At 29.9% G+C, this 21414-nt stretch carries 21 protein-coding genes; 3 read left to right on the forward strand and 18 right to left on the reverse strand.

Annotation, left to right across the window (positions count from 1 at the left end; translation table 11 throughout):
* The first annotated feature begins 55 nt into the window (after nucleotides 1–55).
* On the forward strand, nucleotides 56–1153 hold the full coding sequence (gene ychF, locus GFJ41_RS10390) for a redox-regulated ATPase YchF (protein ID WP_021430018.1): 1098 nt from the start codon (nucleotides 56–58) through the stop codon (nucleotides 1151–1153).
* A gap of 312 nt (nucleotides 1154–1465) precedes the next feature.
* On the opposite strand, the gene GFJ41_RS10395 is transcribed toward ychF, so the two are convergent.
* The 3 genes from GFJ41_RS10395 to deoC form a co-directional block, all read right to left on the reverse strand.
* Nucleotides 1466–2920, reverse strand: a complete 1455-nt coding sequence (locus GFJ41_RS10395) for a UDP-N-acetylmuramoyl-L-alanyl-D-glutamate--2,6-diaminopimelate ligase (protein ID WP_170075271.1) — start codon at nucleotides 2918–2920, stop codon at nucleotides 1466–1468.
* Between the two features lie 197 nt (nucleotides 2921–3117).
* A complete protein-coding gene (gene nifJ, locus GFJ41_RS10400; RefSeq protein WP_170075272.1) occupies nucleotides 3118–6657 on the reverse strand; it encodes a pyruvate:ferredoxin (flavodoxin) oxidoreductase in 3540 nt (1179 codons plus the stop codon).
* Nucleotides 6658–6884: 227 nt separating this feature from the next.
* Nucleotides 6885–7559 carry a deoxyribose-phosphate aldolase gene (deoC, locus tag GFJ41_RS10405; RefSeq protein WP_021430057.1) on the reverse strand — a complete coding sequence of 225 codons (675 nt, stop codon included), beginning with the start codon at nucleotides 7557–7559 and terminating at the stop codon, nucleotides 6885–6887.
* Nucleotides 7560–7809: 250 nt separating this feature from the next.
* On the opposite strand from deoC, the gene GFJ41_RS10410 reads away from it, so the two are divergent.
* Entirely contained in the window at nucleotides 7810–8205 is a 396-nt protein-coding gene (locus GFJ41_RS10410; protein ID WP_021430030.1) for a winged helix-turn-helix transcriptional regulator, read from the forward strand.
* Between the two features lie 143 nt (nucleotides 8206–8348).
* On the opposite strand, the gene pduL is transcribed toward GFJ41_RS10410, so the two are convergent.
* The 7 genes from pduL to GFJ41_RS10445 all read right to left on the reverse strand — a co-directional run bounded on the left by pduL (nucleotide 8349) and on the right by GFJ41_RS10445 (nucleotide 15378).
* The gene (pduL, locus tag GFJ41_RS10415) at nucleotides 8349–8918 is read right to left on the reverse strand and encodes a phosphate propanoyltransferase (RefSeq protein ID WP_021430061.1); all 570 of its coding nucleotides are present in this window, start codon (nucleotides 8916–8918) and stop codon (nucleotides 8349–8351) included.
* A gap of 83 nt (nucleotides 8919–9001) precedes the next feature.
* Entirely contained in the window at nucleotides 9002–10264 is a 1263-nt protein-coding gene (gene aroA / locus GFJ41_RS10420; protein ID WP_170075273.1) for a 3-phosphoshikimate 1-carboxyvinyltransferase, read from the reverse strand.
* Nucleotides 10257–11285: a 3-dehydroquinate synthase gene (gene aroB / locus GFJ41_RS10425; RefSeq protein WP_035115490.1), complete on the reverse strand. Its 1029-nt coding sequence runs from the start codon at nucleotides 11283–11285 to the stop codon at nucleotides 10257–10259. The genes aroA and aroB overlap by 8 nt, the downstream gene beginning before the upstream one ends.
* Complete coding sequence (aroC, locus tag GFJ41_RS10430; protein WP_035115492.1) at nucleotides 11270–12442, reverse strand: chorismate synthase; 1173 nt, start codon at nucleotides 12440–12442, stop codon at nucleotides 11270–11272. Before aroC ends, aroB begins: the two co-directional genes overlap by 16 nt.
* 44 nt (nucleotides 12443–12486) lie before the next feature.
* A complete protein-coding gene (locus GFJ41_RS10435; RefSeq protein WP_035115495.1) occupies nucleotides 12487–13077 on the reverse strand; it encodes a flavodoxin family protein in 591 nt (196 codons plus the stop codon).
* 10 nt (nucleotides 13078–13087) lie between these two features.
* Entirely contained in the window at nucleotides 13088–14857 is a 1770-nt protein-coding gene (locus tag GFJ41_RS10440) for a GAF domain-containing SpoIIE family protein phosphatase (protein WP_035115498.1), read from the reverse strand.
* A 32-nt stretch (nucleotides 14858–14889) separates the two neighbouring features.
* Nucleotides 14890–15378, reverse strand: a complete 489-nt coding sequence (locus tag GFJ41_RS10445; protein ID WP_170075274.1) for a hypothetical protein — start codon at nucleotides 15376–15378, stop codon at nucleotides 14890–14892.
* Between the two features lie 98 nt (nucleotides 15379–15476).
* On the opposite strand from GFJ41_RS10445, the gene GFJ41_RS10450 reads away from it, so the two are divergent.
* Complete coding sequence (locus GFJ41_RS10450; RefSeq protein WP_035115504.1) at nucleotides 15477–15950, forward strand: hypothetical protein; 474 nt, start codon at nucleotides 15477–15479, stop codon at nucleotides 15948–15950.
* A 29-nt stretch (nucleotides 15951–15979) separates the two neighbouring features.
* Here GFJ41_RS10450 and GFJ41_RS10455 read toward each other — a convergent pair whose 3' ends face one another.
* The 8 genes from GFJ41_RS10455 to agaB all read right to left on the reverse strand — a co-directional run bounded on the left by GFJ41_RS10455 (nucleotide 15980) and on the right by agaB (nucleotide 21411).
* The gene (locus tag GFJ41_RS10455) at nucleotides 15980–16177 is read right to left on the reverse strand and encodes a hypothetical protein (RefSeq protein ID WP_152333248.1); all 198 of its coding nucleotides are present in this window, start codon (nucleotides 16175–16177) and stop codon (nucleotides 15980–15982) included.
* Nucleotides 16178–16339: 162 nt separating this feature from the next.
* Complete coding sequence (locus GFJ41_RS10460) at nucleotides 16340–16558, reverse strand: alpha/beta-type small acid-soluble spore protein (RefSeq protein ID WP_035115507.1); 219 nt, start codon at nucleotides 16556–16558, stop codon at nucleotides 16340–16342.
* 196 nt (nucleotides 16559–16754) lie between these two features.
* Complete coding sequence (locus tag GFJ41_RS10465; protein ID WP_035115745.1) at nucleotides 16755–17978, reverse strand: BaiN/RdsA family NAD(P)/FAD-dependent oxidoreductase; 1224 nt, start codon at nucleotides 17976–17978, stop codon at nucleotides 16755–16757.
* A 5-nt stretch (nucleotides 17979–17983) separates the two neighbouring features.
* On the reverse strand, nucleotides 17984–18829 hold the full coding sequence (locus tag GFJ41_RS10470) for a phosphatase PAP2 family protein (protein ID WP_170075275.1): 846 nt from the start codon (nucleotides 18827–18829) through the stop codon (nucleotides 17984–17986).
* Between the two features lie 76 nt (nucleotides 18830–18905).
* A complete protein-coding gene (locus GFJ41_RS10475) occupies nucleotides 18906–19310 on the reverse strand; it encodes a PTS sugar transporter subunit IIA (RefSeq protein WP_052169118.1) in 405 nt (134 codons plus the stop codon).
* Between the two features lie 12 nt (nucleotides 19311–19322).
* Nucleotides 19323–20162 (reverse strand): PTS system mannose/fructose/sorbose family transporter subunit IID, encoded by an 840-nt coding sequence (locus tag GFJ41_RS10480; RefSeq protein WP_035115513.1) that lies wholly within the window; start codon nucleotides 20160–20162, stop codon nucleotides 19323–19325.
* Nucleotides 20152–20919, reverse strand: coding sequence for a PTS mannose/fructose/sorbose/N-acetylgalactosamine transporter subunit IIC (locus tag GFJ41_RS10485; RefSeq protein WP_035115516.1), 768 nt, complete (start codon nucleotides 20917–20919; stop codon nucleotides 20152–20154). The genes GFJ41_RS10480 and GFJ41_RS10485 overlap by 11 nt, the downstream gene beginning before the upstream one ends.
* Before the next feature lie 15 nt (nucleotides 20920–20934).
* The gene (gene agaB, locus GFJ41_RS10490) at nucleotides 20935–21411 is read right to left on the reverse strand and encodes a PTS galactosamine transporter subunit IIB (RefSeq protein WP_085282468.1); all 477 of its coding nucleotides are present in this window, start codon (nucleotides 21409–21411) and stop codon (nucleotides 20935–20937) included.
* Between the last annotated feature and the right edge of the window lie 3 nt (nucleotides 21412–21414).

A 21414-nucleotide genomic window follows, 5' to 3' on the forward strand; every position in this document is an offset into this window, starting at 1 on the left:
AATGTATGTCTAAATTAAAATAAATATAAGACTTAAGAAGAGAGGAAGATACAATATGAAATTAGGTATAGTTGGTTTACCAAACGTAGGTAAAAGTACACTATTTAATGCGATAACTCAAGCAGGTGCTGAATCTGCTAACTACCCTTTCTGTACAATAGAGCCAAACGTAGGTGTTGTGGCTGTGCCGGACGAAAGACTAGAAAAATTAAAAGAACTATATGATTCTAAAAAAGTTGTGCCTACAGCTATAGAATTTTGTGATATAGCTGGTTTAGTTAGAGGTGCATCTAAAGGTGAAGGTCTTGGAAATAAATTCCTATCTCACATAAGAGAAGTTGATGCAATAGTACATGTTGTTAGATGCTTCGAAGATCCTAACGTTGTTCACGTTGATGGTTCAGTGGATCCTTTAAGAGATATAGAAACTATAAACTTAGAATTAATATTCTCTGATATAGAAATATTAGAAAGAAGAATTCAAAAGACTCAAAAAGCTGCTAAAGCAGATAAATCTTTAGCTTCAGAGCTTGAGTTCTTAAAAGAAATAATGGCTACTTTAGAAGATAGTAAATGTGTTAGAACTATGGAGTTTACTGAAGATCAGCAAGCATTTGTTAACTCATTAAACTTACTTACTTCTAAACCAGTTATATATGCTACTAATGTAAGTGAAGATGATTTAGCTGATGAAGCTCAAAACAATGAATATGTAAATAGAGTTAGAGAATTCGCAGCAACTGAAGATGCTGAAGTTGTTGTTGTATGTGCTCAAATAGAAGCTGAAATAGCAGAACTTGACACTGATGAAGAAAAGAAAGAGTTCTTAGAAACATTAGGTCTTGAGCAATCTGGACTTGATAAACTTATAAAATCTTCATATGCTTTACTTGGACTTGTTTCTTATTTAACTGCTGGACCTCAAGAGGTTAGAGCTTGGACTATAAAGGTAGGAACTAAAGCTCCTCAAGCTGGTGGTAAGATACACTCTGATATAGAGAGAGGGTTCATAAGAGCGGAAACTATAGCATTTGATGATTTAGTTAATGTAGGAACAATGACAGCTGCTAAAGATAAAGGTTTAGTTAGACTTGAAGGTAAAGAATATATAGTTAAAGACGGAGATGTTATACTATTCAGATTTAACGTTTAATATAGAAAAAGTATCGATATTTTTTATCGATACTTTTTTTAGTTAATAACACTAGAGGGAGTGAGAGTATAGTTTGCTACACAAGCTAAAAAAACGCTTGAAATGTAGCTAAAATATACTCTCACTCCCTCTTATACAAATTAACAGACTTACCCATCCTAATTAGGTATTTTGCCTTATGTGATAAAATTAAAGTTTAAAAATCAGATTAGCGAAGATTGAATATATAAGATTTAGCGACTTTTAAAGCATCTTTCCAGCTTTAGGATCAAAACTTATATATTAACCTGAGCGCCCCACTATTTTAAACTATTATTTATTTTGTAAAAATTCGTTAGCTATTTCTTTATCATCAAAGTGATGTTTAACTTTACCGATTATTTGGTAATTTTCATGCCCTTTACCTGCAATTAGTATTACATCGCCTTTTTGTGCCATTTCTATAGCTTCTTTTATAGCTTCTTTTCTGTCTATAACAACTTTATAATTTTCTTTAGATTTATCTAATCCTTCTAATATATCATTTATTATAAGTTCTGGATCTTCTGTCCTTGGATTATCTGATGTTACTATACATATATCTGAAAGTTTTTGAGCAATATCTCCCATTAAAGGTCTTTTAGTTGTATCTCTATCTCCTCCGCATCCAAATACTGTTATTATTCTATTTTTAACAAACTCTCTAGCTGTTTTGATTACATTTTCTAATGCATCTGGAGTATGAGCATAATCTACTATAACACTTATTCCAGTTTCATTAGATATAGCTTCAAATCTTCCTGCTACTCCACCTGTATTTTTTAATCCATTTAGAACTATTTCTTTAGGAATTTCAAGTGCATAACATGTAGCTATAACCGCTAGAGTATTATAAACTGTGAATTTACCAGGAACCGGAACAAATATATCTTCTTCATAAGTTGGAGTTACAAGTTTATATGATACTCCTCTAGCTTCTATTTTTATATCTTTAGCCATAAAATCAGCCTCGTGATCTATAGCATAAGTGTAGCATTTTGTATCTAAATTTTTTATATTTTCATATATAACTTTTCCGCCTTCATCATCTATATTTATAACATTAGCATTAGTTGTCATATAGAATAATTTCTCTTTAGCATTTCTGTAATCTTCTAAATCCTTGTGGAAGTCTAAGTGGTCTGGAGTTAAGTTAGTGAATACCCCAACCTTATACTTAGTTTGAGCCACTCTGTTTAATGCTAATGCATGAGATGAAACTTCCATAGCGCAATACTTACATCCATTATTTATCATTTGATCGAAGTAATCTTGTAAATCTCTGCTTTCTGGAGTTGTTGAATTTGATTCAATTTCTTTGTCTCCATCAGATATTTTTATAGTTCCTATTAATCCTACTTTATTATCAGCTGATGTTAGTATTTCATTTAAAAATGTAGTTATGCTAGTTTTTCCATTAGTTCCCGTAACTCCTATAACATCAAATCTTTGACTTGGATGATTGTAGAAATTATCTGCAACTTTAGCCATATATTCTCTAGTGTTTTTAACTTTTATGAAAGTTACTCCATCTCTTTCTATATCTTCTTGAACTAAAAATGCCTTTGCACCTTTTTCTATAGCCATATCTATAAATTTGTGTCCATCAACTGTAAATCCTTTAACGCATATAAATAGGTCATTTTCTCCTACTTTTCTAGAATCATATTGTATGTTATCTATTTCAATATCTAAACTTCCTTTAGTATCTAAAATATCTAAGCCTTTTATTACTTCTTTTAGTAACATAAATTTAACCTTCCTTCAATAAAAAATTCGCTATGCTTGAATACTTAACTTATTAATCAAGTTTAGCAGTTAGAATTTATAACTATATTATTATATAACAATATCATAAAAATAGAAATTGTCTAGTATGCTATTTTTATTGCAAAAAATGCAAAATAAAATAGAGAGGATAAAATCCTCTCTATTTATATACTAAATTAGTTTTGATCAGCTAATCTCTTGTAACTTTCATATCTATCTTTTGAACTTTCTTCTGCCATTTCGAATAACTCCTCAGCTACATCTGGGAATTGTTTTGCTATAGCAGCATATCTTACTTGCTTCATTAAGAAATCTCTGAAGCTTTCAGTTGGTTCTTTAGAGTCTAATGTGAATGGATTCTTACCTTCAGCTTTTAAAGTTGGGTTGAATCTGTATAAATGCCAGTATCCACACTTAACAGCTTGTTCTATGTTAGCTTGAGCTCTTCCCATACCTTCTTTTAATCCATGAGATATACATGGTGAGTAAGCTATTATTAATGATGGTCCATCATATTTTTCAGCTTCTACTACAGCTTTTATTAATTGGTTTTTATCTGCGCCCATACCAACTTGTGCTACATATACGTTCCCGTAAGACATAGCCATCATACCTAAATCTTTCTTTTTAGATCTCTTACCTGCTGCTGCAAATTTAGCCATTGCTGCAATTGGAGTTGATTTAGAAGCTTGTCCTCCAGTATTAGAATATATCTCTGTATCGAATACTAATACATTTACATTCTCACCAGAAGCAAGAACATGATCTAATCCACCGTAACCGATGTCATAAGCCCATCCATCTCCTCCTAGTATCCATTGAGATCTCTTAGCTAAGTAATCTTTTCTAGATTCTATTTCAGCTACTAAAGCTTTTATTTCAGCATTTTCTATGTTATGAGCATTTGCTAATACTGCAAGTACTTCTTCAGCTGCTTTAGCTGATGCTTCACTATCTTCTCTATTTTCTAACCAGTTAGTGAATGCTGTTCTTGCTGCATCACATATATCCATAGATATTAATTGTTCCATAGTCTCAACTAACTTAGCTCTCATTTGTTTAACACCTAAGAACATACCAAATCCGTACTCTGCATTATCCTCGAATAATGAGTTTGCCCAAGATGGACCTTTACCTTCATGGTTTACAGTGTATGGAGTTGATGGAGCTGATCCTCCCCATATAGAAGAACATCCAGTAGCATTAGCTATCATCATTCTATCTCCAAATAATTGAGTTACTAACTTAAGGTATGGAGTTTCTCCACATCCAGCACAAGCTCCTGAGAACTCCATAAGTGGTTGTCTAAATTGACTTCCTTTAACTGTTGTTGGAGCCATTATATCTCCTTTTGGAGCTACTTTCTTAGTATCAACTGCAAATGCCCAATTTTCAACTTCAACTTCTTGAGTATCAAGAGGTTTCATAACTAAAGCTTTTTCTTTAGCTGGACATACGTCAGCACAGTTTCCACATCCAGTACAGTCCATTGGACTTACTTGCATTCTGTATTGTAATCCTTCAAATCCTTTACCTATAGCTTTCTTAGTATCGAATTTTTCTGGAGCATTTTTCATTTCTTCTTCATTAACTAATACTGGTCTTATACATGCATGAGGACATATGTAAGCACATTGGTTACATTGGATACAGTTATCAACTATCCACTCAGGAACGTTTACTGCTACCCCTCTCTTCTCATATGCAGCAAGTCCAGCTGGGAATGTACCATCTTCTATTCCATTGAATGTACTTACAGGTAAATTATCTCCTTCTTGTGCATTCATAGGTCTTACTATATCTTTTACGAACGCTGGCTCGTTAACTTCTTCTTTAACAGCATCTTTAGCATCTGCCCAGTTAGCTGGTATATTAACTTTAACTAAAGCATTCATACCTGCATCAACAGCTTTGTAGTTCATATTAACTATTTTTTCACCTTTTTTACCGTAAGCTTTCTTTATAGAGTCTTTTAAGTATTCTACAGCATCAGCTTCTGGTATTATTTGAGCTAACTTGAAGAATGCAGATTGCATTATCATGTTTATTCTATTTCCAAGTCCTATTTCTTGTCCTAATTTAGTACCGTTTACTGTATAGAATTGGATATCATTTTTAGCCATGTAATTTTTCATAGCTGCAGGTAAATGTTCGTTTAACTCATCTTCATTCCATATAGTGTTAAGAACGAATATTCCACCTTTCTTTAATCCTTTTAATAGATCATATTGATATACATATGATTGATTATGACAAGCAATGTAATCAGCTTCATCTATTAAGTAAGTTGATCTTATAGGAGCATCTCCAAATCTTAAGTGAGACATTGTTATACCACCAGATTTTTTAGAGTCATATGCAAAGTAAGCTTGAGCATACTTTTCAGTGTTATCTCCTATTATTTTTATAGCTTGTTTGTTAGCTCCAACTGTACCATCAGATCCTAATCCCCAGAACTTACATCTTACAGTTCCTTTTTGAGCTATTTTTAATTCATCAGATAATTCTAAAGAAGTGTTAGTAACATCATCAACTATACCTAATGTAAATTGATCTTTAGGATTTTCTAATTTTAAGTTATCATAAACTGTTTTTATATGAGTAGGAACAGTATCTTTTGATCCTAATCCGTATCTTCCGCCTATTATCATAGGAGCATTTTCTTTTCCATAGTATACTGATTTAACATCTAAGTATAATGGCTCTCCAGTTGCTCCTGGCTCTTTAGTTCTATCTAATACACATATTCTTTCAACTGTTGATGGCATAGCATCTACAAAGTGTTGCATTGAGAATGGTCTGTATAAGTGAACTTTAACTAAACCGTACTTTTCTCCTTGTTCATTTAATACATCTATTGTTTCTTCTATAGCTTCTGTTACAGATCCCATAGCTACTATTACATATTTAGCATCTTCTGCTCCATAGTAATCAAATAGTCCATGTTTTCTTCCAGTTAACTCAGACATTTGGTTCATGTATTTGTCAACTATTCCAACTATATCATTGTAATATTTATTTGAAGCTTCTCTTGTTTGGAAGTATATATCAGGGTTTTGTGCTGTACCACGAGTTACAGGGTGATTTGGTGATAAAGCTCTGTTTCTGAACTCTTGAACAGCTTCCATATTTAATAATTTAGCATAATCTTCATTTTCTAATAATTCAACTTTTTGTATTTCGTGAGATGTTCTGAATCCATCAAAGAAATGTATAAATGGTAATCTACCTTCTATTGCAGCTAAATGTGCAACTGGTGCTATATCAGCAACCTCTTGAACTGATCCAGAAGCTAATAATACACATCCTGTTTGTCTAGCAGCCATAACGTCTTGGTGGTCACCGAATATTGATAAAGCTTGTGATGCTAAAGCACGAGCACTTACGTGGAATACTCCAGGTAATAACTCTCCAGCTACTTTATACATATTTGGTATCATAAGTAATAAACCTTGTGATGCAGTGAATGTTGATGTTAATGCTCCAGCTTGTAAAGAACCATGGAATGCTCCTGCAGCTCCTGCTTCTGATTGCATTTCTACAACACTAACCTTTTGTCCAAATACATTTTTTCTTCCTTGTGCAGCCCATTCGTCTACAACTTCTGCCATCGTAGATGATGGAGTTATTGGATATATTGCAGCTACATCTGTAAATGCATATGCAACGTGAGCAGCAGCAGTGTTACCATCTACTGTTTTCATAAATTTTGCCATAGTATGTATCCTCCTTGTATATTCCTCCCAAAATAGTCCTTTGTATTCTATATTGAGTAAATATTTTGAATAGTTTAAGATATTCTTAAGTAATAAATTCTACATTAACTTACAAATTCCTTCTATTCAATATATGTTTTTGTTTTTTGTATACTTTAAAAGTTCAATATTACATATATACCCTATTTTGTATACTTAAAACATTTTTCTGCATTTTTTTATTTTTTTTAATATCCTTGTGTTTCAGAATCTTCACCTTTAGCAATTGCAATTGATGCACTTGCTCCTATTCTAGAGCATCCAGCCTCAATTACAGCTTTTGCATCTTTTTGATTTCTTACTCCACCTGAAGCTTTTACCCCTATATTAGGTCCAACAACATCTCTCATAAGTTTTATATCTTCAGGAGTAGATCCGCCTGTCCCAAAACCAGTTGATGTTTTTACATAATCAGCTCCAGCTTTAACTGATAATTCACAAGCTATTTTCTTTTCTTCATCATTTAAATAGCATGTTTCTATTATTACTTTCACTAATGCTCTTTTATTAGAAGCATCTACAACAGCTTTTATATCATTTAGTACATAATCGTACTTTTTATCTTTTAATGCTGCTATGTTTATAACCATATCAACTTCATCTGCACCTTTTTTAATAGCATCGTCTGTTTCAAAAGCTTTTACTTCTGATGTATTTGCCCCTAGAGGGAATCCTATAACAGTACATACCTTTACATTAGATCCTTCTAATTCTTTTTTTGCAAGTTCTACATTTGCTGGGTTTATACATACTGAAAAGAAATTATATTCTTTAGCTTCCTTACATAATTGTTTTACATCATTTTCTGTGGCAAAAGCCTTTAAAATAGTATGATCAATCATTTTTGCTATATTTTTATCCATAAATATGTCTCCTTTTTATTTTTATAATGTTCTTTTATTATAGCAAATATATACATTTTTTGCATATATCACTTACTTATTATAATTTACAGAGTATCATATTTTTATTAAAAAATTTTAAGGTATCAACGAATAGATAGCTTGCGAAATTCATGATATAATAGTACCAATTAAGTTTTTTTATAACAAGTAGGTACTTTTTTGTTTTATAGTACCCAAAAGTATACTATTATAATTCAAGGTGGTTATTATGAAAATTCAACTCGAGGTACAAGATCATTCTAAATGTCACATGAATGAAAGATGTAATAAGTATGAAATGTGTCCTATAAACTTAGTTCATAAAATCATTTCGGGAAAATGGAAAATATTAATTCTTTGGTATTTAATGCCTAATCCTCTTAGATTTAGTGATTTAAGACGCAAACTTCCTGATGTAACTCAAAAAATGTTAACACAACAGTTGAGAAGTTTAGAGTCTCATAACTTAGTCTATAGAAAAGTATATCCTGTAGTTCCTCCGAAGGTAGAATATGGACTTACAGAATGTGGGGAGAAACTTATTCCAGTTTTAGAAAGTATGTATAGTTATGGAGTAGATTATCTTCAGGACAATAGTTTGGATAGCTTAAAATTAGATAAATAGTTTTGTGTGAATAGAGCCTTTATTGTATGTATAGGATAGGATTTGATTTAGTTTCTTATTTACATATATCTATAATTCAATCTTAAATAATTTCATATAAACAAAAAAAGTATGTGAAAAATCACATACTTTTTTTATATATATTACTCAGCTATTAACTCTACCATATCTCCGTTTCTAACAGCTGCTGCATTTCCTTCTTCAACGTCAACATGCATTTCTAAAGCAAAGTTAGCATTAGCTCTTACTAATACATTTTCGAAAACTATAGATCTAGGTCCGAAAGTTCTAACTTTTACTATTTGCTTGTCTTTTACTCCAAATTTAGCTGCGTCATCTAAGCTCATATGTATATGTCTTGATGCAACTATAACACCTTCTGTTAATTCTACTTCACCTGCTGGCCCAACTAATTTAACTCCTGGAGTTCCTTCTATATCTCCAGATTCCTTTATTGGAGCTTTAACTCCTAAAGTAAATCCGTCTGCTAAAGATATTTCAACTTGTGTGTTAGGTCTAGCTGGTCCTAAAACTCTAACTCCTTTTATAGTTCCTTTAGGTCCTACTAAATCAACTTTCTCTTCACAAGCATATTGCCCTGGTTGGCTTAATGGCTTGAATTCTACTAATTGATGACCTGCTCCAAATAATGTCTCTATATCTGCTTGACTTAAATGAACGTGTTTATTTGATAATGCTATTGGTAATTTCATTTATAAAGTCCTCCTAAGTTTTTTAAAATATTGCAATACAATTATACATAATATTCCTAATAAAATCAAATTTTATTCTAATTTTACTTTAATAAATTATTTATTAAATCGAAATATCCCGGAAAAGATATATCTATGCAAGCTGTATTATCTAAGTTTAGTTTACCTTCTGAAATCAGTGAAGCTACTGAAAATGCCATAGCTATCCTATGATCATTAAAAGTTTTTACATTTGCTCCTTTTAATTTCGTTTTACCTTTTATTACCATGCCATCTTCTAGCTCTTCTATTTCTGCTCCCATGTTTTTTAAATTTTCAACAACAGCTTTTATTCTATTACTTTCTTTTACTTTGAGTTCTTTTGCATCTTTTATTACTGTTGTTCCATTAGCTTGAGTTGCTAAAATTGCAATTACAGGTATTTCATCTATTAATCTAGGTATTAAATTTGAATCTATAGTTGTACCTATTAATTTATTGCTATATCTTACAATTAAATCTCCTACAACTTCTCCGCTTTCAACTCTTTTATCTATAATTTCAAACTTTCCATTCATAGCTTCTAATACATCTATTATTCCTGTTCTAGTTTCATTTAATCCAACATTTTTTATAAGAACTTCTGAACCTTCAACTATACTAGCAGCTGCAATTATAAACGCCGCTGATGAAATATCTCCTGCTACATTTATATTTCCTACTGAAAAAAGCTCCCTTACAGGTTGTACATCTATTTTTAAGTCATTAGATTTTATATCAGCTCCAAATGACTTTAACATTATCTCTGTATGATTTCTACTTTTTGATTTTTCAATTATAGTACTACTATCATCTGCATATAAAGATGCTAATATTATAGATGATTTTACTTGAGCAGATGCAACTGGCATTTTATACTCAATTCTATTTAAATTTCCACCATATATAGTTATAGGAGTAAAATTTGCATCATCATTTCCTTTTATACTGCATCCCATTAATCTTAGCGGGTCAGTTACTCTTTTCATAGGCCTTTTCCCAATAGATTCATCCCCTATTACAGTGGACTCAAATTCATTTCCAGCAAGTATCCCCATCATAAGCCTTATCGTCGTACCTGAGTTTCCAACATTTAAAATTTCATTAGGCTTTTTTAGACCTCTCAATCCAACACCCTTTACGATAACTTCCTTATCATTTATATCTATATTTACACCCATTTTTCTAAAACAACCAATGGTACTTAAACAATCTTGTCCCATTAAAAAATTTTTTATTCTTGTAGTACCTTTCGCTATAGATGAAAACATTATAGCTCTATGAGATATGGATTTGTCTCCAATTAACTCTACAGTTCCTTTAAGCATTAGTACACCTCTTTATTACTTCTAATATTTCACTTTCTTTTATATTATCAAAAACTTCCACTTTTCCTCTTCCAACTGGTATAACTAGATTTATACTTCCAAAACTGTTTTTCTTATCACTTTTCATCAAGTCTAGTATTTCTTCTGGATTATGGTATTTAATAGAAATAGGTATATTTAATAATTTAGATACGTATAAAAATTGTTGGTAGTATTCAGCGTCTATAAATCCTTTATCTAAGGCTAAATTAAATGCCATGTTTGTACCTATATTAACCGCAAATCCATGGCTTAATCCACAAAGTTTTTCAATTCCATGACCAAATGTATGACCTAAATTCAAAATTTTTCTTAATCCATTTTCTTTTTCATCTTTGCTCACTACTTCCCATTTTATACATGTGCATTTATTTATAATATAAGATAATACATCTTGATTTTTTAATAATACACCTTCACTATTATCAATTATGTAATTTAAAAATTCATAATCATATATAAATGAGTATTTTAAAGCTTCTGCCATCCCACTTAAAAACTCACTTTCATTTAAAGTTTTTAGTGCATTTACATTTATATATGTAAATTTAGGTTGATAAAATGCTCCTATTATATTTTTTATATTGCCTATATTTATACCTGTTTTTCCTCCAACAGATGAGTCAACTTGAGCTAATAATGTTGTCGGAACTTGAATTAAATCAATTCCTCTCATATACGTAGCTGCAATAAATCCAGCTAAATCTCCTACAACTCCTCCACCTAATGCAATTATAGCTGATTTTCTAGTTATCCCAACAGTTATGCAAAATTCCATTATATTTTCATAAACAGCCAAAGTTTTAGATTGCTCTCCACTTTTAACTATAAACACTTCTATAAACTCATGATTCAATACTTTTATAAATTCATCAAACTGATATCTATTTACATTTTCATCAGTTATTATAAGCAACTTATCGTATCTACAGTTTAATTCAAATTCATTATAATCATATTCAATTTTTATAGATTTTTCCATCCTCTATCACCTAGCCTATTCATATACGAATTATAGTTATTCATTACATCTTCTATATTATCTTTTCCAAATTTATCTAGCATAAATTGTAAAATTACAAACGCAACTACATTTTCACATACAACACTGCATGCTGGAACTGCGCAAGTGTCTGATCTTTCAACAGTAGCTTGGAAACTTTCTAATGTTTTCATATTTATAGAGTTTAGAGGTTTGTATAGTGTAGGTATTGGTTTCATTGCACACCTTACTACAATTTCATCACCTGTAGTCATTCCACCCTCTATTCCACCTAATCTATTGCTTTCTCTGTATATACCTTTTTCATCGTTATAGAAAATTTCATCCATAACGTTTGATCCTCTATTGTTTGCAACGTCAAATCCTATTCCTATTTCTACCCCTTTTATAGCTTGAATACTCATTACATTCATAGCTATGTGAGCATCTATTTTTTTATCATAATGGACATACGATCCTAATCCAGGAGGTACGTTTTTTACCCTTATCTCAATTATTCCGCCTAATGTATCCTTTTCAGATTTAGCCATATTAATTTCTGATATCATCAATTCTTCTATATCTTTATCAATACATCTAACTTCACTTATATCCACATTGTCTTTTATAAAATCAAAGCTATATATTTTATCAACCTTTGCGTTTCCAATTTGAACTACATGTGATGCAAATTCTATGTCAAATGTTTTTAGAACCTGTTTGCAAATTGCCCCTACTGCAACTCTACTAGCAGTTTCTCTAGCACTCGATCTCTCCAAAACATTTCTAGCATCATCAAAATTATACTTTAAAGATCCGATTAAATCTGCATGCCCTGGTCTTACTTGTTCAACTTTTCTAGTTTCTCTATCAATATCTTCAACTGGATTCATATATTTAATCCAATTTTCATAATCTTTATTTTTTATTTGTATAGCTATTGGTCCTCCAATAGTAGTTTTTCCCCTAACCCCACTAAGTATATCTACAGTATCACTTTCAATTTTCATACGTCCGCCTCTTCCATATCCAGATTGGCGCTTTTTCATCTCTAGGTTTATTTCATCTATATTTAAACTAACATTGGCTGGAATTCCGTCTATTATTGATGTCAAACATTTACCATGTGACTCTCCACTTGTTATATATCTAAGCATAAATTTCTCCTCTCGTTTGGTTTAAGCGTAAAAAAAGCTTGTATTTAACCAAGCTCTTTTATATCTTTCACATAATTTTCTATTTTTTTTTCTAAATGTACCTTTTCAGTTTCATTCTCTATAAAAGATAATTTATCGCTGCTATTTATATAATAATTATAAGATAGCTTAGTATTTATACTTTTAAAGAAAAAATCCATGACTATCTGTCCACCTTTAAATTGAGATGGATATGGATCACTACCTCCAACGGCAATATACATACCAACTCGTTTTTTATTTCTATCAATAGATGGTTTTTTTAGTATATATTTACTTGCATATATTGCTTGTGTTCTATCAACCACAGTTTTAACTTTTGCAGATATGCAATCAAAGTGAACAGGACTGACTACTATAGTTCCTTTAGCCTTATCAAACATATCATACATAGGTGTCATATCATCCTTAAATTTACAAAATCCTTTTTTTTCGCAAAATCCACAAGCTGTGCAATATTCTATGTTCATATCATATATGTCAAAAACTTTGTAGGTTATTTTATTTTCATCCAAATTTTTAATTATCGATTTTACTACAGTTGAACAATTTTTATTTTTTCTTGGACTTCCATTTATTATTAAAACCTCACTCATATTAATCTCCTTATCTCTCTTTAAGAGTAACAATTAATATATCATCTTCAAAGTTGCTTTTTCTTGAAAACTCCCATAACTTAGATTTCAATCTAGTTTCCATATCATCTTGCTCTGAAAAACTAGTTTCTTCTAAAAATGTTTTTAGTCTGTCTACACCAAATTCTTCTTTGTTGTGGTCTTTTATTTCTAATACCCCGTCTGTGTATAAAGAAACAGTTTTATATTTAGATATATCAATTTCTTTATCTGAGTATTCTACTTCTTCTAATATCCCTATTGGTATGCCCTTGCTACATTTTAAAAATGAAGCCTTATGATTCTTATCTACTCCAATTGGATAGTAATGACCTGCATTTGATACAATCATTTTATTTTCATTACTTTTTATTACACCTATTATACAAGTTGTAAAAACTCCCATTTTGTCAAATTCATCAAATAAGAATTGATTTATATTTTCCATTATTTCGCTAGGTGTATCGTATTGTTTTGCTAATACTTTAAATGCTCCCTTTATCATAGCAACCATGTAGTTGGATACAATACCATGTCCCATTACATCCGCTAGTATAGTTACAACCGTTCCATCATCTTTCTTTATAGTATGGTAGAAATCTCCACCTACTACTTTTGCTGGTTTATGAAAATATCTCAACTCTCTATTGTTATCTAATACTTTATTCCCTTTATTCATTATAAGTTTTTGTTGTTGATTTAAAACTTTAAGCTCATTTTCTAAAACTTGATGCTTTACCTCACTTTTACTGTACTCATACAACTGCATAGCAACAGCTACTTGCTTAGCAAGTATACTAAGTATATTTAAATCGTCTTTAGTGTAGTTTTTAGCGTTAGTACAAGCTATATATCCTACTATATCATTTTTATTTATTAACTTATGATATATATAAGTCTGAATTCCTTGTAAATCTACATCCCCATGTATTTCATTTGAGTATGAACCTACAGTTTGACTATCAATTAGTTTATCTAAAGTATAATAAACATCTGGTTTAATTTTGTCTAAGGTAAAAAAGCTTGATAGCTCTTTTTTCTTTCCATTTATATTTGCTCCATGTATTACTATAACAGCTTCTCTACTTTTTGTTATATTACAAGCTTGTTTACTTAGATGATCTAAGAAACTCTTTATATCTTTGTTTAAATATAGTTTCTTTGTTGCATCATTTATAGAAGATATAGCTCCTCTTAATTTGTGTATAAGATTTTGTATATCATTATTTTTACTTGTTATCTCTATAGATAAACTTATTAAAGATGCTACTGATGAAATAAAGTCCATATCATCATCTGTAATTTTATCATCTTCAGTTAAAAAGCATGTCATAAATCCAGTTACTTTATCATGAACTATAAGTGGAAATACGATTCTTCCTATATATCCTTCATTTGTAGCTAAATCCCTCTCATCAAGAGCTCTTTCATCTAAAAATACATTTTTAACATACACTACTTTTTGCTCTTTTACAGCCTCATGAATATACTTAGGATACTGATTAAAATCTATTTTAACTCCTATTGGCTTCTCTATAGGAAACACCTTAGATATATAGTTTAGAGTTTGTGAACACACTAAATAAGCATGTTCATAATTATTTTTATAAAATAAATTTACACATGCTTTTGCTGGATGAACTACATCTAACATTTTTTCAACTATTTTATCTTTTATTTCAAAGAAATTATCTGACTCCGTTACTAAGGTTGATATTTCTACTACACGCTTAAGTCTGTCATTTTCATTGTAGTAATTCATATAGGTGTTTTCTCTCCCCTCTTTATAAAAGTCTATTTATTAATATTACTATATATATCTTTTATAGTAAACATAAAAACTATTATAAAGCACCCTATGATTATGTAGTTAAAGTTCGAAAATATACCTATAAACAATAAACATACTAATGCATTTATCTTTTGCTTAATTTTATCTGTAACTACACTTTGACTACTAGATTCTAAATTTATTTTTATATTTTCCATTCCATCTTTAACTTGATCTGTTATTTGATTTGCAATATGAAGTTTACTAATTCCATATAAAATTAATATCAATACACTCCCTACTCCAAATAATATATTAATACTTAATGATATTACTATTATAGTTAACCCTATTATTAATTTGAATGCTACTAAAAAAAAACTGTCTACCTTCATAGCTATATTACTTATATCTTTAAATTCATCTCTAATATCATATTCTTTACTTGGCATACTTTTCATTTTTGATTTAACTATTTCAGAATAAAAAAGCTTAATAATACCATTTATCATAAATTCATCCTCCTTTATATATATTTGTAATATTTACAATTATATTATTTCCTATACTTGTTAATACTGCTAATATAAAGTAATTAAGGAGTGATTTAATGATTATTGAAGATTTAGACTTGGAAACCAGAAGTAAAATATATAGTTTTACTAAAAAAATTTTAAGAAAATATCAAAAAGGTATAACTACAGGAAAATTAACTGCTGCTAAATTTGCTGAAAATATACTATCTAACGAAGAAATAACAGATGTTATAAATTCTAATTTACTTGATGACGAGGATTTTAAAAATTCCTATACAAGTTATATTCAAACACTTATTAAGGATCAAAATGAAACTATTAGTAATTCAAAAAAGAAAAAAATTAAAAAAACAGTGTTAAAACCATCAATTACTCAACAACTTCAATTAAAAAAACTTTTACACGAAACTGGTTTTGAGCTTAATATACCTCAACAATATTTAAATGAAAATGACGTTAGTAATATTTCAAAATACATTTCCACTGGTCAAATAGATTTAGGTAATGAAAAAATTTATAATTATGTTCATAAAATACAAAAGCACTAAGGCATACAATTCCCTTAGTGCTTTTGTATTTATCCTAAAGCTTTTTCTAACTTAGAAAGATGTTGAATTGGATAATACTTAAGTAATTCTCTAAATTGTTCAACTGAAAGTCCTTCAGTTGTAGTATATATTTTTATTTTTTCATCTAAATCTGCATTTATAAATTTAGTTTTTACTTCTTCAAAGTTTATTGCCATAACAACTATTCCTCCTTTTATGTATTTCATTTATATTTTGTCCATATCTTCTATTTTTACTCTAAAATTAAAGTAAATTAAATTAACTTTAATTTGTTTTATCACTTTATTTGTATAACTAATTTTAATATTTTATATAAATTTTTATTTTTAAACATAAAAAAAGGAAGGTTTTACCCTTCCTTTCTTTAATTATCTTTGTTGTCCACTTAATTGTTGTTCTGCCATTTCAACTAATTTTTTAGTCATGTATCCACCAACATATCCATTTTGTCTTGCTGTCATATTCCCTTTATCAGCAGTGGCATAGTCAGTCATACCTAATTCATTTGCTATTTCTAATTTCATTTGATTTAAAGCTTGTTTAGCTTGTGGTACTACAGTTGTGTTGTTGTTATTGTTGTTTGACATGTTGATTACCTCTCTTTTATTAGTTTATTTGTAGTCTTTATGGAGTTTTATTTATAAGTGGCAAATTTACCATGAACAACTTTTACTCCATTTACTTTGTTCGTTGTTCATGTTCTTATTATGCCAATCTTAGTTTTTTATATACTAAATTTTATAAATTTTTTATTTTTTTTAACTACAAATGTTAAAAGAGAATTTAACAACTTATTCCCGCTAAATATCCTGTTGAAAATGCAATTTGTAAATTGAACCCACCTGTATATCCATCTACATCTATTACTTCTCCTGCAAAAAATAGACCGCTAACAATCTTTGATTCCATCGTTGATGAATTTATTTCATTTGTCTTAACTCCTCCAGATGTTACTATAGCTTCATCTATAGGTCTATATCTTTTTATATTGAATTCCATATTTTTTAATAAATTAACTAAATGTTTTCTTTGTTCTTTTGAAATCTGATGAACTACTAAATCTTTATCTATGCCACTTTGTTTAATAACATAAGGTATTAGTTTTTTAGGTAGTAAATCATCTAAACTATTTTCAAATTTTTTATTAGTATATTTTTTAAAGTCCTTTTGAATTCTCTTATCTAAAGTTTCTTCACTTAAAGCTGGCTTTAAATCTAAATAAATCTTATATGTTTCATTTTCAAAAGATTTCATTCTGCAACTTGCTGATTTTATTATAGGTCCATCTATTCCAAATTCATTAAATTCCATTTCTCCAAAATCTTCAAAGATATTTTTCCCTCTCTTATCCATTACTTTTATAGCAACATTTCTAAGAGATAACTTATTTAACTCATAAACATCTTCCATAGTTTCAAGTCCAATTAAAGATGGTATAGGTTTCACTATAGTATGTCCTAAATTTTTAGCAAATTTATATCCATCACCTGTTGAACCCGTTCTTGGGTAACTCATTCCTCCAGTTGAAACTATTACACAATCACAATTTATAATCTTTTTATCTTTTAGAACAACACCTTTGACGTTTCCATCTTTTACTTCTATCTTATCAACTGATGCATTCATAACAATTTTCACATTATTTTGTTTTAATTGTTTTTCTAGTGCAACAACAACATCCTTAGCTTTGTCACTCTCTGGAAAAACTCTTTTTCCTCTTTCAGTCTTAGTTTTTACTCCAAGAGAATTAAACATATCTATAACTTGATCATTTGTAAATGTATAAAATGAACTATATAAAAATTTTCCATTAGTAGGGATATTTTCAATAAGCTCTTCAATATCACAATCATTAGTTATATTGCATCTTCCTTTTCCTGTTATAAGCAATTTTTTGCCTAATCTATCATTTTTCTCTAGTAAAGTAACATCGTGACCCATACTAGATGCAGTTGATGCTGCTATCATCCCTGCTGCTCCTCCACCTATTACAACTACTTTTTTCAAATTTATCATTCCTTCCAAATTTTATCGAATAAATATGGCGCTCCTGCCATTGCATATACCATCAATATAAAATATCTTAAATAACTACCTATATAGTTTTGAGGCATAATTAATTTTAAAATAGCATATACAGATCCTAGACTTAGCAATCCAAATATATACCTAAATATTTTAGATTTTAAGCTAACATCTACTTTAAAATTTATACATTGTCTTTCTATTATATAACCAACAATAAATCCACTTAATAGTCCTGACATTTTTATGTACTCTATGCTATTTACAATAAATATACCTAATATCATAGGGATTACTATTATCATAAAATAACTATACTTTTGACTTTCTTCAATTTTTATTATTATACAATTGCATATAATAGTAAAAAATATTCCGAAAAACCATCCAAATAATACGTCAACAGGCCAATGGACGCCTAAATATAATCTTGATAACCCTATACATATAAACATTATTGTACCAAATAAATACATATACTTATTTTTTAATATATTCATTATACTAACCCAAAAAGTAGTTCCTATTTGAGTATGACCACTTGGAAATGAATACCCTGTTGCAGTTGATGTTCTCATAGATTTAATTCCTTCAACACCTATCGGTCTTGGAGATTTAAAATACTCTTTTACTCCAGTATTTAATGCTATATTTCCTGTTAATGCAAAAAGTAACCTTGCTCCATACTTTTTATTTATACACCAGTATAGAATTGACGCTAATACTAAAATAACAGGTATCTCTGTGCTCATAGTTATTATTAAAAATATCGTATCTAATATTGGATTATTAAAAGATTGTACATACTTTAATATTTCAACTTCCATATTCATTTTTAATATCACCCTCCTTTTAAAAATAAATATAATTATTATTATATAGAAAAAGAGTAGCCTAAGCTACTCTTTATTATATCCCGTCTTCGTAAAACTCAATTATTTTCTTTTTGGGTTTTATACTATTTATTCCTGTTTCTTTTATTAAATCAATGTCTATTTCGCAACCTAATGACTCCATCATAGTAGATTCAACTACCATAGGCAAATTAGTTCCGCAAAACACTTCTATATTTTTATTTTCTAATTTTAACTCACTACTAACCTTAAATGGAGTTCCCCCTGCCAAATCTGTAAATATATATGTTTTTGTTTCTATATTTTCATTAACTAAAGACTGTATTTCTTCTTTTAAATCTCTTGGAGTCTTTTCTTCAGTAAAATCAACTACTTTTAAAAATTCATAGTCTCCTACTATTAAATTTAAACTACTTTTTATTCCTGATGCAAACTTCCCATGCCCTGTTATTATAATCAATTCAACTTCCTCCTAAAATAATCCTATATACGCTCCTAATATACCTATTGCTACCATTATTAATATATTTACAAGTGGGCTTACATTTTTCTTAACCAACCCGTACATTCCAAAAGTCAATCCAAGCGGTAATATTTTAGGCATTATTCCATCTAGTATTTCTTGTACCTTTAAAGTAGTTTCTCCTATCGGAATTTCCGTTACTATATTTATATTTACATAAGAAGCTATAAGTGCACCTACAACGATCATACCTAATATTGTTGCAGCTCTTGTAAATTCTTTTGCATTTTTAGTCAATCTTGTTATACCATCAACACCAGCTTTATACGACCAATGCATTAGCCAAAATCTCAAGCCTAAATGAACAACATTAAACATTAATAAGAATACTATAGGCCCTGCTATACTTCCTTGGAGTGCTAAGTTCGCTCCAACTCCTGCCGCAATTGGGAGTAATGTAAACCAGAATATCGCATCTCCTATTCCACCTAAAGGTCCCATAGCCGCAACTCTTAAAGATCTTATAGTTTGCACATCTGATTTCTTTTGCTCTAAAGATAATATAATTCCCATAACGAAAGTTATTAAAAATGGATGACAATTAAAAAATTCTAAATTATGTTTCATAGAAGTTGCTAAGTCGTCTTTATTTTTGTGTATCTTTTTAAGCCCTGGTAATATAGAGTATAACCATCCTCCAGCTTGCATTCTTTCATAGTTAAATGATGCCTGTAAAAACATAGATCTAAAAGCCATTTTATTTAAAGTCTTTTTATCTAATGTTTCGCCTTCGCTTTTGTCTATATACTCAGTATGAATTATTGATTTTTGTTCTATATTAGATGCCATCACTCATACCTCCTCCGACATTTTTAGTTTTTACACTAATATTAAAGTCGTATATAGCAACTACTAACCCTACTATAGCTAATGCTAAAAGTGGTAAGTTTAAATATGCAACTAATACAAACCCTAACATCATGAATATAGCGTAATCTTTACTTAACATAACTTTAAGTAGCATCGCAAATCCTAGTGCAGGCATCATTTTTCCTGCTGCAGTTAATCCAGTCCAAACTTGTTCTGGTAAAACTCTTGTCAGTGTGTCTCCTATCGCTTGCCCTGCTAATAATCCAGCTAAAACAATTAATGCAAATGATATTCCTAATATTGTCATAGCCATATAGTTTACTTTATCTATTCCCTTTGGATTAGCTTCATTAGCTGCCTTATCGCATAATCCCATTAACGGAGACATTACTGTAAATAGCGCTGTTACTGCATATTGACCTAATAATGCAAATGGTATTGCAAGTGGTAATGCTGCACTAGTGTCTAGTCCTGATGTAATTGCAAATACAGTAGCCATAATTCCACCTATAACTGCATTTGGAGGTTGTGCTCCTCCAACTGGCATAGCTCCTATCATCATAAGTTCATATGATCCACCAACTATAAGTCCTGTGTTTAAATCCCCCATTATAGCTCCAACTATTGGCCCCATAACTATTGGTCTATATAAAGACTCTAAAAAGTTAAATTGGTCAATAGCTGCTATAAAAGTTACAATTAGTATAAGCACAATCTGCATAAAACCTAATTCCATAACTTTACCCCTTTCTTATTTGAATAATTCATCTATACTTTCAGCAGATTCACTAGGAACTCTCCTGATTTCTAGCTCTACACCTAATGCTTTAAGTTTTTTAAATGCGTCTACATCATTATCATCTACACAAACTGCTTTAGAAACTTGTCTTTTGCCTTGAGCCATATGCATATTTCCTATATTTACTTTTTTTATAGGAACGCCTCCCTCAACAAGTTTTAAAACATCTTGTGGATTTTCACAAATTATAGCAATATGCTGAGATTCACTAGCTCTATTTATTATATTTATTGTTTTTTCTATAGAAAAATATCTTGTTTGAGCAAAACTTGGAGCTGCCATATCCATTAACCCCTGTCTAAATTCATTTTTTGATACTTCATCATTTGCTACTAATAATAAATTAGCCCCCACACTAGAAGACCACATAGTAGCTACTTGACCGTGAATAAGTCTATTATCAATTCTCGTTAAAACTATATTTGGCATAAT

This window comes from Paraclostridium dentum (assembly GCF_012922555.1).
Taxonomy (GTDB): Bacteria; Bacillota; Clostridia; order Peptostreptococcales; family Peptostreptococcaceae; genus Paraclostridium; species Paraclostridium dentum.

What these genes read in the sequence shown, in the direction of transcription:
- ychF (WP_021430018.1), top strand. Translation starts at nt 56, where the DNA reads ATGAAATTAGGTATAGTTGGTTTACCAAACGTAGGTAAAAGTACACTA.
- GFJ41_RS10395 (WP_170075271.1), bottom strand. Translation starts at nt 2,920, where the DNA reads ATGTTACTAAAAGAAGTAATAAAAGGCTTAGATATTTTAGATACTAAA.
- nifJ (WP_170075272.1), bottom strand. Translation starts at nt 6,657, where the DNA reads ATGGCAAAATTTATGAAAACAGTAGATGGTAACACTGCTGCTGCTCAC.
- deoC (WP_021430057.1), bottom strand. Translation starts at nt 7,559, where the DNA reads ATGGATAAAAATATAGCAAAAATGATTGATCATACTATTTTAAAGGCT.
- GFJ41_RS10410 (WP_021430030.1), top strand. Translation starts at nt 7,810, where the DNA reads ATGAAAATTCAACTCGAGGTACAAGATCATTCTAAATGTCACATGAAT.
- pduL (WP_021430061.1), bottom strand. Translation starts at nt 8,918, where the DNA reads ATGAAATTACCAATAGCATTATCAAATAAACACGTTCATTTAAGTCAA.
- aroA (WP_170075273.1), bottom strand. Translation starts at nt 10,264, where the DNA reads ATGCTTAAAGGAACTGTAGAGTTAATTGGAGACAAATCCATATCTCAT.
- aroB (WP_035115490.1), bottom strand. Translation starts at nt 11,285, where the DNA reads ATGGAAAAATCTATAAAAATTGAATATGATTATAATGAATTTGAATTA.
- aroC (WP_035115492.1), bottom strand. Translation starts at nt 12,442, where the DNA reads ATGCTTAGATATATAACAAGTGGAGAGTCACATGGTAAATGTTTGACA.
- GFJ41_RS10435 (WP_035115495.1), bottom strand. Translation starts at nt 13,077, where the DNA reads ATGAGTGAGGTTTTAATAATAAATGGAAGTCCAAGAAAAAATAAAAAT.
- GFJ41_RS10440 (WP_035115498.1), bottom strand. Translation starts at nt 14,857, where the DNA reads ATGAATTACTACAATGAAAATGACAGACTTAAGCGTGTAGTAGAAATA.
- GFJ41_RS10445 (WP_170075274.1), bottom strand. Translation starts at nt 15,378, where the DNA reads ATGATAAATGGTATTATTAAGCTTTTTTATTCTGAAATAGTTAAATCA.
- GFJ41_RS10450 (WP_035115504.1), top strand. Translation starts at nt 15,477, where the DNA reads ATGATTATTGAAGATTTAGACTTGGAAACCAGAAGTAAAATATATAGT.
- GFJ41_RS10455 (WP_152333248.1), bottom strand. Translation starts at nt 16,177, where the DNA reads ATGAAATACATAAAAGGAGGAATAGTTGTTATGGCAATAAACTTTGAA.
- GFJ41_RS10460 (WP_035115507.1), bottom strand. Translation starts at nt 16,558, where the DNA reads ATGTCAAACAACAATAACAACAACACAACTGTAGTACCACAAGCTAAA.
- GFJ41_RS10470 (WP_170075275.1), bottom strand. Translation starts at nt 18,829, where the DNA reads ATGAATATGGAAGTTGAAATATTAAAGTATGTACAATCTTTTAATAAT.
- GFJ41_RS10480 (WP_035115513.1), bottom strand. Translation starts at nt 20,162, where the DNA reads ATGGCATCTAATATAGAACAAAAATCAATAATTCATACTGAGTATATA.
- GFJ41_RS10485 (WP_035115516.1), bottom strand. Translation starts at nt 20,919, where the DNA reads ATGGAATTAGGTTTTATGCAGATTGTGCTTATACTAATTGTAACTTTT.
- agaB (WP_085282468.1), bottom strand. Translation starts at nt 21,411, where the DNA reads ATGCCAAATATAGTTTTAACGAGAATTGATAATAGACTTATTCACGGT.